Origin of the sequence: Thalassobacillus pellis (assembly GCF_016908295.1) — a bacterium.
In the GTDB taxonomy this organism is placed as follows: Bacteria; Bacillota; Bacilli; order Bacillales; family Halobacillaceae; genus Thalassobacillus; species Thalassobacillus pellis.
This window is the reverse complement of sequence record NZ_JAFBDO010000001.1, coordinates 773,476-786,266: the sequence shown is the minus strand read 5'-3', so window position 1 is coordinate 786,266 and position 12,791 is coordinate 773,476. Positions and strand designations below refer to the sequence as shown.

The 12,791-nt window shown below is 40.4% G+C and carries 17 protein-coding genes and 1 riboswitch; of the genes, 10 read left to right on the top strand and 7 right to left on the bottom strand.

The window, feature by feature from the left end:
• Positions 1 to 15 precede the first annotated feature (15 nt).
• The gene (locus tag JOC33_RS03745; protein WP_205091537.1) at positions 16 to 1,107 is read right to left on the bottom strand and encodes an AI-2E family transporter; all 1,092 of its coding nucleotides are present in this window, start codon (positions 1,105 to 1,107) and stop codon (positions 16 to 18) included.
• Positions 1,108 to 1,561: 454 nt separating this feature from the next.
• Between JOC33_RS03745 and JOC33_RS03740 the strand changes: the two genes are divergently transcribed.
• Positions 1,562 to 2,005, top strand: coding sequence for a DinB family protein (locus JOC33_RS03740; protein ID WP_205091023.1), 444 nt, complete (start codon positions 1,562 to 1,564; stop codon positions 2,003 to 2,005).
• An 88-nt stretch (positions 2,006 to 2,093) separates the two neighbouring features.
• The gene (locus JOC33_RS03735) at positions 2,094 to 2,315 is read left to right on the top strand and encodes an SE1561 family protein (protein ID WP_205091021.1); all 222 of its coding nucleotides are present in this window, start codon (positions 2,094 to 2,096) and stop codon (positions 2,313 to 2,315) included.
• Positions 2,316 to 2,332: 17 nt separating this feature from the next.
• On the opposite strand, the gene JOC33_RS03730 is transcribed toward JOC33_RS03735, so the two are convergent.
• On the bottom strand, positions 2,333 to 3,238 hold the full coding sequence (locus JOC33_RS03730; RefSeq protein WP_205091020.1) for a hypothetical protein: 906 nt from the start codon (positions 3,236 to 3,238) through the stop codon (positions 2,333 to 2,335).
• 136 nt (positions 3,239 to 3,374) lie between these two features.
• Between JOC33_RS03730 and JOC33_RS03725 the strand changes: the two genes are divergently transcribed.
• The 3 genes from JOC33_RS03725 to JOC33_RS03715 all read left to right on the top strand — a co-directional run bounded on the left by JOC33_RS03725 (position 3,375) and on the right by JOC33_RS03715 (position 5,195).
• Complete coding sequence (locus JOC33_RS03725) at positions 3,375 to 3,734, top strand: DUF488 domain-containing protein (RefSeq protein WP_205091019.1); 360 nt, start codon at positions 3,375 to 3,377, stop codon at positions 3,732 to 3,734.
• Positions 3,735 to 3,964: 230 nt separating this feature from the next.
• Positions 3,965 to 4,414 carry an OsmC family protein gene (locus JOC33_RS03720; protein ID WP_205091018.1) on the top strand — a complete coding sequence of 150 codons (450 nt, stop codon included), beginning with the start codon at positions 3,965 to 3,967 and terminating at the stop codon, positions 4,412 to 4,414.
• A gap of 520 nt (positions 4,415 to 4,934) precedes the next feature.
• Positions 4,935 to 5,195: a hypothetical protein gene (locus tag JOC33_RS03715; protein ID WP_205091017.1), complete on the top strand. Its 261-nt coding sequence runs from the start codon at positions 4,935 to 4,937 to the stop codon at positions 5,193 to 5,195.
• A gap of 147 nt (positions 5,196 to 5,342) precedes the next feature.
• Here JOC33_RS03715 and JOC33_RS03710 read toward each other — a convergent pair whose 3' ends face one another.
• Complete coding sequence (locus JOC33_RS03710) at positions 5,343 to 5,507, bottom strand: aspartyl-phosphate phosphatase Spo0E family protein (RefSeq protein ID WP_205091016.1); 165 nt, start codon at positions 5,505 to 5,507, stop codon at positions 5,343 to 5,345.
• Between the two features lie 200 nt (positions 5,508 to 5,707).
• Complete coding sequence (locus JOC33_RS20275) at positions 5,708 to 7,387, bottom strand: N-acetylmuramoyl-L-alanine amidase (protein ID WP_239533963.1); 1,680 nt, start codon at positions 7,385 to 7,387, stop codon at positions 5,708 to 5,710.
• A 334-nt stretch (positions 7,388 to 7,721) separates the two neighbouring features.
• Between JOC33_RS20275 and JOC33_RS03700 the strand changes: the two genes are divergently transcribed.
• Entirely contained in the window at positions 7,722 to 8,048 is a 327-nt protein-coding gene (locus JOC33_RS03700; RefSeq protein ID WP_205091014.1) for a hypothetical protein, read from the top strand.
• A 173-nt stretch (positions 8,049 to 8,221) separates the two neighbouring features.
• On the opposite strand, the gene JOC33_RS03695 is transcribed toward JOC33_RS03700, so the two are convergent.
• Positions 8,222 to 8,413, bottom strand: coding sequence for a hypothetical protein (locus JOC33_RS03695; protein WP_205091012.1), 192 nt, complete (start codon positions 8,411 to 8,413; stop codon positions 8,222 to 8,224).
• Positions 8,414 to 8,999: 586 nt separating this feature from the next.
• Complete coding sequence (locus JOC33_RS03690) at positions 9,000 to 9,251, bottom strand: hypothetical protein (protein ID WP_205091010.1); 252 nt, start codon at positions 9,249 to 9,251, stop codon at positions 9,000 to 9,002.
• Between the two features lie 176 nt (positions 9,252 to 9,427).
• On the opposite strand from JOC33_RS03690, the gene JOC33_RS03685 reads away from it, so the two are divergent.
• The gene (locus JOC33_RS03685) at positions 9,428 to 9,679 is read left to right on the top strand and encodes a hypothetical protein (protein WP_205091008.1); all 252 of its coding nucleotides are present in this window, start codon (positions 9,428 to 9,430) and stop codon (positions 9,677 to 9,679) included.
• A gap of 275 nt (positions 9,680 to 9,954) precedes the next feature.
• Here the strand turns inward: JOC33_RS03685 and JOC33_RS03680 are convergent, their stop codons facing one another.
• The gene (locus JOC33_RS03680; RefSeq protein WP_205091007.1) at positions 9,955 to 10,158 is read right to left on the bottom strand and encodes a hypothetical protein; all 204 of its coding nucleotides are present in this window, start codon (positions 10,156 to 10,158) and stop codon (positions 9,955 to 9,957) included.
• 182 nt (positions 10,159 to 10,340) lie between these two features.
• Here JOC33_RS03680 and JOC33_RS03675 point away from each other — a divergent pair, with 182 nt between their 5' ends.
• The 3 genes from JOC33_RS03675 to ribD all read left to right on the top strand — a co-directional run bounded on the left by JOC33_RS03675 (position 10,341) and on the right by ribD (position 12,788).
• Positions 10,341 to 10,601, top strand: coding sequence for a hypothetical protein (locus tag JOC33_RS03675; protein ID WP_205091006.1), 261 nt, complete (start codon positions 10,341 to 10,343; stop codon positions 10,599 to 10,601).
• Positions 10,602 to 10,789: 188 nt separating this feature from the next.
• Positions 10,790 to 11,179 carry a hypothetical protein gene (locus JOC33_RS03670; RefSeq protein WP_205091005.1) on the top strand — a complete coding sequence of 130 codons (390 nt, stop codon included), beginning with the start codon at positions 10,790 to 10,792 and terminating at the stop codon, positions 11,177 to 11,179.
• 196 nt (positions 11,180 to 11,375) lie between these two features.
• Positions 11,376 to 11,555: riboswitch (FMN riboswitch) on the top strand.
• A 135-nt stretch (positions 11,556 to 11,690) separates the two neighbouring features.
• Positions 11,691 to 12,788, top strand: a complete 1,098-nt coding sequence (ribD, locus tag JOC33_RS03665) for a bifunctional diaminohydroxyphosphoribosylaminopyrimidine deaminase/5-amino-6-(5-phosphoribosylamino)uracil reductase RibD (protein WP_205091004.1) — start codon at positions 11,691 to 11,693, stop codon at positions 12,786 to 12,788.
• The last annotated feature ends 3 nt before the right edge of the window (positions 12,789 to 12,791 follow it).

Here is a 12,791-nt window from a genome sequence, read left to right as displayed (position 1 = left end):
CAGGGGGATAGCTTTTTATGTTCTGTCATGCGTGGTATACTGCTTTTCTTTACTGGCAAGCCACTCATGATAAAGGTGGTTGGTGATTGTCTTGAATACTGCATAAACAGGAATGACAAACAGCAGTCCCAGAAAACCTGCGATACTTCCGGCAGCCAGAATTAAAGTGATGATCGTCAGTGGGTGAATGCTGAGTGCCTTCCCCATTATATTTGGAGAGATCAGGTTCCCTTCAATCTGCTGGGCAATCAACATGATGATCGCCACGTATACGGCCATGATCGGGTTTTCGAACAATGCCACTAGCATGGCTGGAATAACGGCCAGGAATGGCCCGATAAACGGAATAATATTGGTAAGCATGGCAAACAAGGAAAGCGTCAGGGCGTACGGCAAATCAATAATCAGGTAACCAATTAACAATAAGATCCCCACACAGAAGCTGACGAGCAGCTGGCCTTGGATAAATGAACGTAGTGTATGGTCGACGGATGCTGACAGTTTAACGAAACTGTCTCCGACTCTATTATTCAAGTACTGGCGAATAAATGGTACCAATCTTTCTCCATCCTTCAGCATGAAGAACAGGAAGAATGGAATCAGTACGATTGCCACGACAAAACTTACCATATAAGAAACGACGTTGATAACGGCAGTGGTTACATTCTGGGAATATTTTTCTATGTTGTTCATGATACTTTGCGTATTAATTCCCTCCGTAATCTGGGCTGGAAGGATAGTCTGGTTGTTCTGCCAGGATTCTATGAATTCCTGGACGCCATCAACCATTTTTGGAATGTTTTCGATAAGTCGTGAGAATTGCTGCTGCGCAATAGGTGCAATGAATTGAGTGATAATAAATCCAACAAGCGTAAGAAGCACATAGACCAGCAGGATAGCCAGCAATCTCGGAATCTTATACCTTTCAAAAAAATACATGACCGGCCTGGTCACATAATACAGGATTCCCGCTCCAATCAGTGGAGCGGCTACTGCACCTATGTAAGCCCATAACGGCTCGAAAATGAAATCGATCTGGGAAACCAGTAAAATCAATACAGATACAAGAATTGCTACAATTAAAACTTTAAACCACGTTCTATGCATTAGATTCAAACTTTGCTCACACCTTACTATGTATGAATTATATAACTTTATTATCCATTATAGACTTACTATAAACAATTTAGATAGTGATAGAACAAAAGCTTTTTACTTTTTTTACAATAATAGGTTTTCACATAGAGAAATCGGGTACAATGTGTTATATAGCAGCTATGAAAAAGTAGAAAGATGATTTGGAGTCAGTTGATTTGCCAATTCATCAGGATATGATAGATAAGGAACATTACTTAATAATGAACAGCTGAAAGAGCAAGTCGATCCTTTCCGGGTTGACCAATCAACTGACAGCCAACGCATTTAATAGCGGCCTTTACCAATTATAGGTAAAGGCCAGTTTTTATGGGTCAGTAAAGGAAAATCGTCCTTAATGGGCGAATACCTTTATGAAAGCGAGGAGAGGTAAATAAAAACTCAGATTATAGAAGACTACAAACAGTTGGCAATATGGATTGATTCGTTACGAGAGTTAGAAAAGCAACAACTTTTCGCGGAAATTCAACCTGGAAAATGGTCAATTGGAGCACTAGCAGCCCATTTCATGTATTGGGATCGATTTGTTTTAGAAAACAGGCTTTTACCGTATGTAGAAAATCGCTCTGTCCCTGTTGTGGAGGTGTCTGAACAGGAAGTCAATGAAGCCGCTGAAGTTTATGCCCATTCAGGAGTAGAGCAGGAGGAACTCATTGACCAGGTAATCGCGAAGCGTTTAGAAGTAATTACGATGCTGGAAAAGATACCTGAGAAGCATTTTTCTGAACCATTCCAGCTCTTAAACAAGTCAGTGCACGTAGCTGATTATATTAAAGGACTGACGGAGCATGATATCCACCATAAAAAAAATTACATCATACATGGAAGGGAACGGCTTGTCACCAATTAGCTGAGTTATGAATCTAAGCAGCCACCCGTTTACCCTCATGCCCGAAAGGGGATATGTAATAAAATGTAAAATGAGAGGGTGAAAGTGTATGGGAAAAGCTTCCGAAAGTCCATCCGGCCAGTTTCACTATATAAAAAATCGGATAAAAATGCTTAATCAGGTAATTGAATCAATGGATGAAAATTCAGTAGGGCGAGATGATTTCAGAAGACTGCTTGAGATGGTTGAACAGCTCCAGATAAAAATGGAACGTTTCCAAATGGATTGGGAAGACTCGGCCAGTTATAAAAAAGGAAAAGGGCGAAAGTAAATCTTTTCGCCCTTTTGTTAACGTTCTAAACGGTCAAAGAGCTCCAAGTATTCTAATGCCTCCAACGTTAAAACAGCGGACCATTCCCGTTTCGCCTGTTCCCAGTCTTCCAAGTAATCATTCCATTCCCAGGAAGGTTCAATAAAATGGTCATGAGTTAGCTGGTGCACGAAATAATCCAGATTCCGATGCAGCATTCCGTAATTGGGGCTATCAGGGGAAGGGACAAATTTCAACGGCATCGGAACATAGTTTTTCCAATCTGACGGTTTTGTGTGTACCAGCTGATTTACAGCTTTCTTCATCTGACGTTTTACAGGTGGAGTAAGCAAATCCGGATGCATTCGGAAAAACCGGACATAACAATAAACCTCATGCTCCGATTCAAACGAGGTCAAGGCTTTCAAGTGGTGAAGAGCTTTATCGGTGAGGGAATCAACAGGCAGGTCCTTGACGTAATGTTTATATTTATGTAAATAACCGATTATCTCTGCTGAAGGGTTGCCCCAATGGTGATCGATCCACGACAAACCATTATCATACACCTTCCACCAGAAAGCATGAGGATAGTCATTAACAGCACGGGGTACTGCATACCACCGCTCATTTATCTTGTCGAAAGAGCTTTCTAAATAACTGATTGCTTTTTGAATCATTTCCTGTGCCGATTGTAAATGGTCCAACCTTTCCAAATGTTGCAAACCGATAGTTGTTGCAATCGGTGAAGAAGCAGGGAGACGAATATCCGCTTCTAATCCATTGCCAAAACCCCCATCTACATTGTGAAATCCAACGAGCGCACGGATTACTTCTTCTTCCCAAAAACCAGTCTGAAACTTCTGTGCCCATGCTTTCTCCAAAGACCTTCCTTGTTCGATAATATAGTCAAGTGCTTTTTGCTGATCTATTAATGAAAGTCGCATTATCTCCGATTCCCCCTCTCTTTAATTAGTTGCATAAGAGGGGGAGATTTTCCTGCTGTATTATTTTTAAAAATAGGTTTAGTTTATGGAAAAAGCGGTTAATAAATAAGGTAACCATGAGAAAGGGGTTAGAGAAATGTCAGTTGTATTGCAGAGGATATATGATGAATCAGAACCGTTAGGGGGAAATCGTGTCCTGGTAGATGGGGTATGGCCCCGTGGTATTTCCAAGGATCAGGCACAGGTTGACGAATGGATGAAAGAGATTTCACCCAGTAAAGAGTTACGGCAATGGTTTGATCATGACCCGGAAAAATATGAGGAATTCAAAGAATACTATACAGAGCAAATTGAAAATAGCAAAGAGAGGAAAGAGCAGCTGAAACAGCTGAAGGAAATGGCTCAGAACGAACGTCTGGTGTTATTATTCGGTGCCAAGAACGAAGAACATAACCATGCAGTCGTATTAAAAGAACTGATAGAAAAAAATCATTGATGCAGCCATGCCAGTTATAAGGCATGGTATTTATTTTGATTTAAGAAACCATACAATGTTTGCAAAGAAGCCCCTATACTTAGGGGAGGCTTTAAAGTTCTAAGGAAAAGAAAAAATAACGCATTCAGAAGGAAGCGTAAATGCAAGTTACTGTAACCGAAAATTTACCAATGGTATATAAGAGATGCAGTTATTAAAATCTGCTATGATAGGAGCGGAGGTGGAAGCTCATGGCACATCATCATTTTCTTTTAAAAGCAGAGTGGCCGGGCGGAAGGAACAGTGTTGGTAATATAGATGCAGGAAAACTGAAAACTGCAATATCGATTCCTAAGGAAATGGATGGCCCCGATGTAGGCACCAATCCGGATGAGATGCTGCTTGGAGCAGCTGCTACCTGTTACATCATCACCCTTGCCGCAATGATCGAACGGGCAGAATTGCCATTAGAAAGTATGGATCTTAATTCGGAAGGCATTGTCGATGTAACGGATGGGGTATTCACCTATAAGAAAATCATTCATCGCCCAAGAATTACGCTGGAAAAAGGAGCAAGCGTCAATATGCTTTCAAAGCTCCAGCGATTGGTAGAGAAAGCAGAAAAAAACTGTATGATATCAAAAGCAATAAAAGGCAATGTGGAAATGGAGCTGGAGGCAGATTTATCCATTGCCTACTGAAGAGAGCAAAGTGTTTCTCTCTACTCTCATCCAAAAAAGAATCTTCTGAGAAAATAATAACTCCACAATGAAAGCTTTCAGGGTCTGTCAAGGTTACTGAGTATAGAAAGGTACGATTTTAATAAAACGGTCTGTATGGAATTTTATGTCCATGCAGACCGTTTTTGCTGCGGCAGGCATCCGCCGGCAAGCGATACGTGAGAATCAACAAAAAACTTTAAGAGCTTCTACAGGTGATAAAAGCTTCATTTCAGGTCCTGAAGGCTTTTGATATGAGGTCAAAAAAACTGTAATGCCAAATTTCCCAGCACTAGAAATATCAGGATTACAGGTAGTACTTTCAGCAATCCGTAGAATCTTGCAATAATTTGTCGACAAATATTGGGTTGATTTTCCTTTTATATAGGAATATGGGTCCTAATTGACCGAAAAATAAGTACTGTGTAGTGTTGTATATTGTCGAATCTTCTTTTAACATGGTGAAATATAGGGTTGTTATGGTGAAAGGAGAACGGGTCAAATGGCATACTTCAGTGCAATTAAGTTGAATGAACAAAAGATTCAGAGTATTGGCAGCTACGCAGTCAGGAACGAAGGCTCCATTTATATCGAAGTTTATTGGGAAAAGCTCGAAAAAGAATTCATGCGTTATAAACGAAATTATGAAGAGCTGGGTGAAGTAGCCTTCTATCATGAAGATACGAAGGAAGAAGATGTACATAAGGGGCCATACTCCATTCAGATGGTTAACCAGGGGTTGATTCAATTAAAGAAGATTTAAAGTAGCTCTTGCCAAAGAGGTGCTTTTTTAATATTTGTACATATAGCATCCTTCCTGGGGAAACCCCTAATGACTTCCGCGATGTATCAGAAAACGAAAAAGGTGCCCCATTGCAGGAGGCACCGTCACATAGAGATAGTGTTCGATTTATTCTTTCTTCGGTTTGAGCAACATTTCAAGCTGATTCAATAAATCGTCCAGCGCTTGGGAGACCTCTAGTAACTCATTGTCCAGAGGATTTTTGGCATAAATACGATACATTTTTAATCGCATGGCTTCTATTTTCTCTTTTAAGTCATTTATTTCATTCATCCCTCACACCCCCGCGACTGCATACCTTAACAAACCAGTTAATTCATTTCCAGACTCTATAGGCAAAAGAAGAAGGAAGCCCGAACATATATAAAAAATCTGGAAACAGCATAGTTTGAAAGTTTTACTAAGTTGTAAGTTTTCCTTGTAATATATGGAATATATAGTATGTTATAAGCTTGCATGTTGCATGAATTGCGTCATATTTCTTTTAAAAGGGTTTCCAAAACCGCTTGCTGTTTATTAAGCTCTATAAGCGCGTGGTTGGCATTCCGTTTAAATACAGCTATGATGCTTTGGCCGTATATGGTACCTGGTACAGCCCATTTCCCGTTCAGTTGTACCCATTTAGTTGCAATTCCGCGCGTAACCAAATCAAATCGTGGATCGACCTTTGAATATCCTTCTGGAATCGGCGCTTTCGAGGCATAAGCGTATAGGTGCTGAATATGTGCATGTACGCCCTCTTCAGGAGTTTTAAAAGTTGCCCCAGGGTTGTCTGGACCGGTAGCCCCAATTCCTGCATAGTTGTTCTGTTCTTTTTTGACGACTCCTGTAAATCGGAAATAATTCGTTTCATGAATGGCTTGTGCGTAGGCAATATCGCCTCTTATGCCATAGGCTGCGGCGTATTTGATATAAAACCTGCCAAGCTCGGGAGCATTTGGATTGATGGTTTTCACGAATGCATCCAGCTGACATGCATTTAGGCGCATATCTCCAAGAATAGTCATATCGTTAATCGGTGATGGGAGCGGCTCAGGTTCGGGTTCAGGCTCAGGCTCTGGATCAGGCTCTGGCACTTCGCCATCCGTAATGATGAATGCACCTGTAATTCCGATATTCTTCAGTTTTTCCACTTGTTCTTCTGCTGCTTCCTTAGTTGAATAGGCGCCTGCCTGTACGCGGTAATAAACAGTCCCGGAAATGGTAGTCTGTACGATGAATGAATCAATGTTTCTCGCTTTTAAGAAGGCTACACGTTCCTCCGCATTTTCCCTGTTCCTAAACGAACCGGCAATAACCTTGTAAAGCACTTCTGGATCCGGTTCTGGTGCTGTGTTCTCCTGTATAATAAAGGCATCAGGTATTCCAGCGTTCTTCAGCCTATTTACCTGATCCTCAGCAGCCTCCCTGGTTGAATAGGCACCTGCCTGTACACGGTAATAAACAGTCCCGGAAATGGTAGTCCGTACGATGAACGAATCAATGTTTCTTGCTTTCAAATAAGCAACGCGTTCTTCCGCATTTTCCCGGTCCTTGAATGAACCGGCAATGACCTTGTAAAGTACATCAGGGTCAGGCTCCGGCTCTGGTTCTGGCTGACTTATAGGCGGCAGGTTCAAAGCTTCCTTGACACCTTCAGCAACTGCGACAGCCACATCCATGATGAAGGCTGGGTTAGTCAAATCTATAAGGTCAGTCTCATTGTCAACAAACAGCACCTCGAGTAAGACAGCCGGCATTTCCGTTTCCCGCAGGACATGGAAGTTTGCCCGCTTTCTGCCCCGGTCGATGATATTGTATTTGTTTCTGACTGCATTCAATACTTTGGCATGGATAATATTTTGGGCTCTTTGACTAATGTTACTAACTTGCCCATTATAAATATAACTTTCAAACCCTGAACCTCCAGATGCGTTATTGTGAATCGACAAGAAAAAATCGGCGTTTCTGGAATTGGCCAGATTAGTCCTTGCATCGAGAGACATGGTTACGTCGCTTGATCGAGTCATCACTACATTCACTTCATAGTTATTAAGCAGGTGCGTCCTAACTTTACGGGCAATATCCAGGTTGAAGCTTTTTTCCTGGTAACCCTTATAAGTTGCGCCTGGATCCGTGCCACCATGACCTGGATCGATAACGACAGTTTTCATATTTTTACCTCCTTTTTCTTACATACCATGATACGCAGCTAAGGAGGGCCTGCTTGGACACATATGGAAAAATGCACCATTTCCCTGAAAAAAAGGCTGGAACCCTAGATCCATATGAAGAGAAGCCTGAAATTTTACTGTATGTTATTTATACATAGATATAGAAGTGCGAATAGCTATCAAGGTATTGAAATGGGGGGCAGTCCAATTAAAGCGCTCAGAGAATATTCAAAGCAGGATTGTAAAAGCATTGTTAAAGATTGTAAAGTTTGAATTTAATGAAAGGACTCTAAGCCATATTCGTCGTAGCTATGTGGTGAAAGGAGTGAAAATTATGACACAGAAACATCATCTGATCACCAATTTATACCAAGGAATGAATACTGCCAATCCACTTACTTATCTAGGGGAAAATGAATCAGGTTGCAACACGTATCTTACGCAGTTCGGTTTTGTCCAAGGGGAAGTTTATCCATTGAGGAAATCCTCTGAAAAGGAAGTGGAGAACCTGGTAGATGAATCTAAAAAGGCCTATAGAGAAAGCTCTATTTCTTTAAAAAATGTGACTATTAAAACGTATGAAGGTGAACGCATTGATACTGACCATTTAATTCTATATCAAGAGCAGCTCATTGGCGTTATAAAAGGGAAACTATTTTGAATCTATGGAGAGAGGCGGGTATGTGATGTTTCCCTCTCCATATTTTGATGGCTTCCTGTATTGGCATCTTGATTTGACCATCACAAAGTTACAACATTATAGCCGAATGGGGAAGTATTGATGGGGAATCGAAAAGTGAACACTGTTCTAACAGGAAAATGGTGAGGGGAAGATCAGGGAGTGCCAATTTTGAGTAATTGGTCAAGGGGAATGCCCCGTTCTGCCGCGATACCTTTTATTAATTGCAATTCCCGAAACATAGCGTTGTTCCCATTACCCTTTTCGAAGGAAATGATAAACTCGTAATAGAATCTGCCTAATATTTCGTCGGGGAGAGCTTCATAAAAAGATCTCGTATGATACAAGTTTAACCTCCATTCGCCGAATATATTAGTATAGCTGTGCTTGTCCATTACCAGTATGTACAGTAATTAAACCATTGTGGCATTTCGCCACTTAAGGGCTGGGAGGTATGCAAACTTGAGGGTAAGAAAAGAAGTAAGATCCCGCTTTTCCCGTTAACTGGAATAAAAAAATAACTGCGGGTTGATAATAGGTAAAAAAGGTAGTTGCTGCTGTATGGTTCTTCAGTGGTTCGGTTCCCACGAAACAATTGTTATATGGGTGATTGGTATTTTATTTATTACCATTATATTTGGGTTACTAATTATTGGTATGAACGAAAAAACGAATAAAGGTAAGAATAACGAATAATTTTCTGAAAATCATCCCTATGGGGTGTTTTTTTATTGCTAATTAAAGCTTACATCTTAGAATACGAACAAAGCATCCGGCATTACTGTTAAATCTTATATATTTCCGATAATTTTCTTTTTACTGCGCTGTGCAAGCAATGAAAGCATGCATTGGTAACATGTAACGGTCCCAGGTTAAGGTGGGACCGCTGAATAAAGTGTAAGCCTTCAGAAATATGCATTAAATGGAATGAGATTATATTTTCTTGTGCTTAGGCAAGGAATAGCTCATCTCTGCATTTGCATCGTGCGCCTCATTGTTTCCCATTTTTTCAGAGATGTAGTTCTGTGCGTTTTTCATTGTCTGGCTGTTTTGAGCATTTTGTACAAGTTTCTGGAATCCTCCATTACGATTCATCCTTGAAATTCCATACATAGCTGCTGCACCAATAGCCCCAGCTGCACCAAGGGCAGTCCATGAGTTTTTTTGACGCTTTTTACGTTTCATGATCATCTTTCCTTTTCTTATTAATCAGATTCTAAGAACAAGTATTAGTCTAACTAATTTGTGTATTTATAAACTCCCTTTTTTACCCATAACCACAAAAAAATTCATGAGTGTAAACACCTCTAAATTGCAGAAGATAATCAGTGATTCCAAAAAGTTTACAGGGAGGTGTAAGCATGAAGAAAATTTCAAGTATGGTTTTATCGATGGCTATGTTAGTTGGTGTTATGTCCGCATGTGGAATGAATGATCAAGATCAAGAACAGCAGCCAGAAAACACTAATTTTCAACCAACCCAATATGATCAGCAAAATAATGGTCAAAACAATGACATGGAAGCAGAGGATGTTCCTGGAATGGACGCTCCTTTAAATGAAGATGAGCAGGAAGATGACAAAGAAGGAGTGCCATCAGAAGGGCATCAATAAGAAAATAGCACTCTAATGTGAAACATTAGAATTAGCTGTATTACGAAAGCATTCTGTTTATAACGGGCAAAATCTCTTCTTAAGCTCTCCAACGATATAGTTGGAGGGGTTTTTTATGGCTTAGAAGATCGAAATTTACATAGGTGCTGATGACAGCTACTTGCCAGGTTTTTTTAAATTCAAAAGGATAAATAATAAGCAAAAAGAGTCGAGTTCAAAACTCAGACTCTTTTTTGTAGAATAGCCCCTCTGCAGAAGGGTTATATAAAACATTTCTATCGAGATTCCTGATTATCTTCCATTCCAGGGACAGCTTGCTGAAGGTTTTTCATCGCCGGGCTGTTTTGCGCATTATGAGCCATCTGCTGCAAACCGCCATTACGATTCATTCTTGAAATTCCGTACATAGCTGCAGCTCCAATCGCCCCGGCTGTACCAAGTGCTACCCAAGAATTTCCTCGATTTTGTTTACCATTCATAGTATCCAACCCTTCACCAAAAATTTAGCTCTCAAAAGAACCAACCTTTATTTTTAGCTTTATATCTCTGTATTAAACGACCTGTTTTTTGGAAAATTTTAATTGCGGTTGATTATGTGTAAATCCACACCAAAATGCAAATTATAATCGGTGAGTTCATAATTTTTAGAGGAGGTGTAGTCATGAAAAAGAGCCTTAGCTTAGGTTTATCAATGGTTATCTTCACTGGTGTTTTGGCGGCATGCGGGACTAACGATCAAAATCAAGAACAGCAGCCACAAGATACTAATTTCCAGCCAACTCAATACAACCAGGATAATAATAATCAAAATATGAATGGTAATGGTAATGGGAATGATTTAGAATTAGATCAACCTTTAGATAGAGATGAACAAGAACCGGACCTTAGAGAAGAACCATCTGAGGAAAGAAACAATCAATAAAAAAATTGCATTTATAAAAAAGCCTTGGCAAACGCCGGGGCTTTAATCATAATAAGGGTGTCTGTTTGTAACAAAGTACCAATTTTTTCTTTTTATACTCTCCATTACACAATCCGGAAAAGTAAACTCCCCTAAAGAAAGGTATCCTGATGGTGGGTATACAAAGAAAAGCAAAGGAGGTAGATGTTTTGAAGGAATTTCTTTCAATGCTTTCTTTTATTTTATTGGTGATAGCGCTTGTAGGTTGTAATAATGGATATGAAATAAAAGGTATTACTGAAATAGAGGTGTACCACTATAAATCCAACGAAAAAGTTTCGAGTATAACAGACAAGAGATATATACGAAAACTCCTTACAGAATTAAACACTGCTGAAACCATTTCCACTGAAACTGCCGATATAAATTCTCCAGAATACATATTACATTTTAAAAACAAGGAGAAAGTACAATTCAAATTGAATTATTACCAAGATCCATTTGTTGCTGATTTAGATGAAGAACGAAGAGTTGGAAGGTATCATAGTTCAGAGAAAGAAGTTGTTTATGATGTTGCCTTGGAGTTGCCAGTCAAGTGACTCTCTGCTTCTTTGCTACTTCATTTATCAAATGATCTTGCAGAATTACATATACATGTTTTATTAACAAGTTGATAAAGTTATCCGCCAAAATCATAATATTAATCGGGACTCATTCGATATTTGTCCAAATCAAGCCGAAAGAATTGCGACTTTATCGCATTTCCTTTATATTTATAGTAATACAACAGAATACTATAACCTTCGGGGTCGGGTGAAAATCCCAGCCGGCGGTGATGAGTGTAAAGCTCTCAGCCCGCGACGGGGAATACCTCAATAATCGTATTGAAAAGAGATGCATCGCGTATCTGGTTTTCCCCCTGATTTGGTGAAATGCCAAAGCCGACAGTGAAAGTCTGGATGGGAGAAGGTAAAAAAGTAAATGTTCATTAAAATTCTGCGAGTATGCCTTTTTGAGCATGCTTAAAATAAGACGTTTACAAAGACCCTGGAGAAGTATGCCTTCTTCAGGGTCTTTTTTCGTTCATTAGTGACATTGGAGGTGACGGAAATGAACAGCGATCAACAATATATGAAATTGGCGATTGAAATGGCAAAGACTACGGTAGGCCAGACCTCTCCTAACCCTGCAGTAGGATCAGTTATCGTTAAGAATAATGAAGTAGTCGGCCTTGGTGTCCATGTGAAAGCAGGAGATCCCCATGCCGAAATAAATGCTTTGCAAATGGCTGGAGATAAAGCAACAGGTGGGACGATTTACGTCACCTTAGAACCGTGCAGCCATTATGGCAAGACCCCGCCCTGTGCACAAGCCATTATTGATGCCAAGCTGAAGCGCGTCGTAATCGGTTCAGACGACCCTAATCCGAAAGTTTCAGGCAGAGGAATTAAAATGCTTGAAAACGCCGGCATCGAGGTTGAAACTAATGTATTAAAAGCGGAAGCTGATCAATTGAACACGATCTTTTTTCACTATATGAAGACAAAAACTCCCTATGTTTTTCTGAAGACTGCGATGAGCCTTGATGGTAAAATTGCGACATCAACCGGAGAGAGCCAGTGGATTACCGGAGAGGCTGCCAGAAAAGACGGCCATAAATACCGACATCGTAGTGATGCCATACTGGTGGGAGTCCAGACGGTGATCAAGGATAACCCGAAACTGACGACCCGATTAGAAGGCGATGGGGAGAATCCAATACGTATTGTCCTCGATACACAGCTTAGGACACCGATTAATTCTGAACTTATCCAAAATGACGAGGCACCGACCTGGGTCATAACCGGCAGCAGGATATCTCCTGCCCAAATTCAGGCATTCCGTGCTAAAGAACATGTGGAGATCATTTCCTTATCCAGTCCAGCTGTAGATATACCGGAAGTGCTGCGGTATCTGGGTGAACAGGAAATCACCTCCTTGCTTGTGGAAGGAGGAGGTACGATTGCGGATGCATTTGTACGGGCAGGTAAGGTTGATGAACTCATCACTTATATTGCGCCTAAGCTCCTTGGTGGCAAGGATGCCCTTACTCCTGTAGAAGGCACAGGCTTTCAACAATTAAAGGATTCACTGGAACTGGAAGTGTTAGCCACAGAAATGGTGGGAGAAGATATTAAAGTAACAGCTGTTCCCAAGGGGAGGTCATGACAA

Excerpts from the sequence above, each read along its gene's own strand:
- JOC33_RS03745 (WP_205091537.1), bottom strand. The coding sequence starts at position 1,107 with ATGCATAGAACGTGGTTTAAAGTTTTAATTGTAGCAATTCTTGTATCT.
- JOC33_RS03735 (WP_205091021.1), top strand. The coding sequence starts at position 2,094 with ATGGGAAAAGCTTCCGAAAGTCCATCCGGCCAGTTTCACTATATAAAA.
- JOC33_RS03730 (WP_205091020.1), bottom strand. The coding sequence starts at position 3,238 with ATGCGACTTTCATTAATAGATCAGCAAAAAGCACTTGACTATATTATC.
- JOC33_RS03725 (WP_205091019.1), top strand. The coding sequence starts at position 3,375 with ATGTCAGTTGTATTGCAGAGGATATATGATGAATCAGAACCGTTAGGG.
- JOC33_RS03720 (WP_205091018.1), top strand. The coding sequence starts at position 3,965 with ATGGCACATCATCATTTTCTTTTAAAAGCAGAGTGGCCGGGCGGAAGG.
- JOC33_RS03715 (WP_205091017.1), top strand. The coding sequence starts at position 4,935 with ATGGCATACTTCAGTGCAATTAAGTTGAATGAACAAAAGATTCAGAGT.
- JOC33_RS03710 (WP_205091016.1), bottom strand. The coding sequence starts at position 5,507 with ATGAATGAAATAAATGACTTAAAAGAGAAAATAGAAGCCATGCGATTA.
- JOC33_RS20275 (WP_239533963.1), bottom strand. The coding sequence starts at position 7,387 with ATGAAAACTGTCGTTATCGATCCAGGTCATGGTGGCACGGATCCAGGC.
- JOC33_RS03700 (WP_205091014.1), top strand. The coding sequence starts at position 7,722 with ATGACACAGAAACATCATCTGATCACCAATTTATACCAAGGAATGAAT.
- JOC33_RS03690 (WP_205091010.1), bottom strand. The coding sequence starts at position 9,251 with ATGAAACGTAAAAAGCGTCAAAAAAACTCATGGACTGCCCTTGGTGCA.
- JOC33_RS03685 (WP_205091008.1), top strand. The coding sequence starts at position 9,428 with ATGAAGAAAATTTCAAGTATGGTTTTATCGATGGCTATGTTAGTTGGT.
- JOC33_RS03680 (WP_205091007.1), bottom strand. The coding sequence starts at position 10,158 with ATGAATGGTAAACAAAATCGAGGAAATTCTTGGGTAGCACTTGGTACA.
- JOC33_RS03675 (WP_205091006.1), top strand. The coding sequence starts at position 10,341 with ATGAAAAAGAGCCTTAGCTTAGGTTTATCAATGGTTATCTTCACTGGT.
- ribD (WP_205091004.1), top strand. The coding sequence starts at position 11,691 with ATGAACAGCGATCAACAATATATGAAATTGGCGATTGAAATGGCAAAG.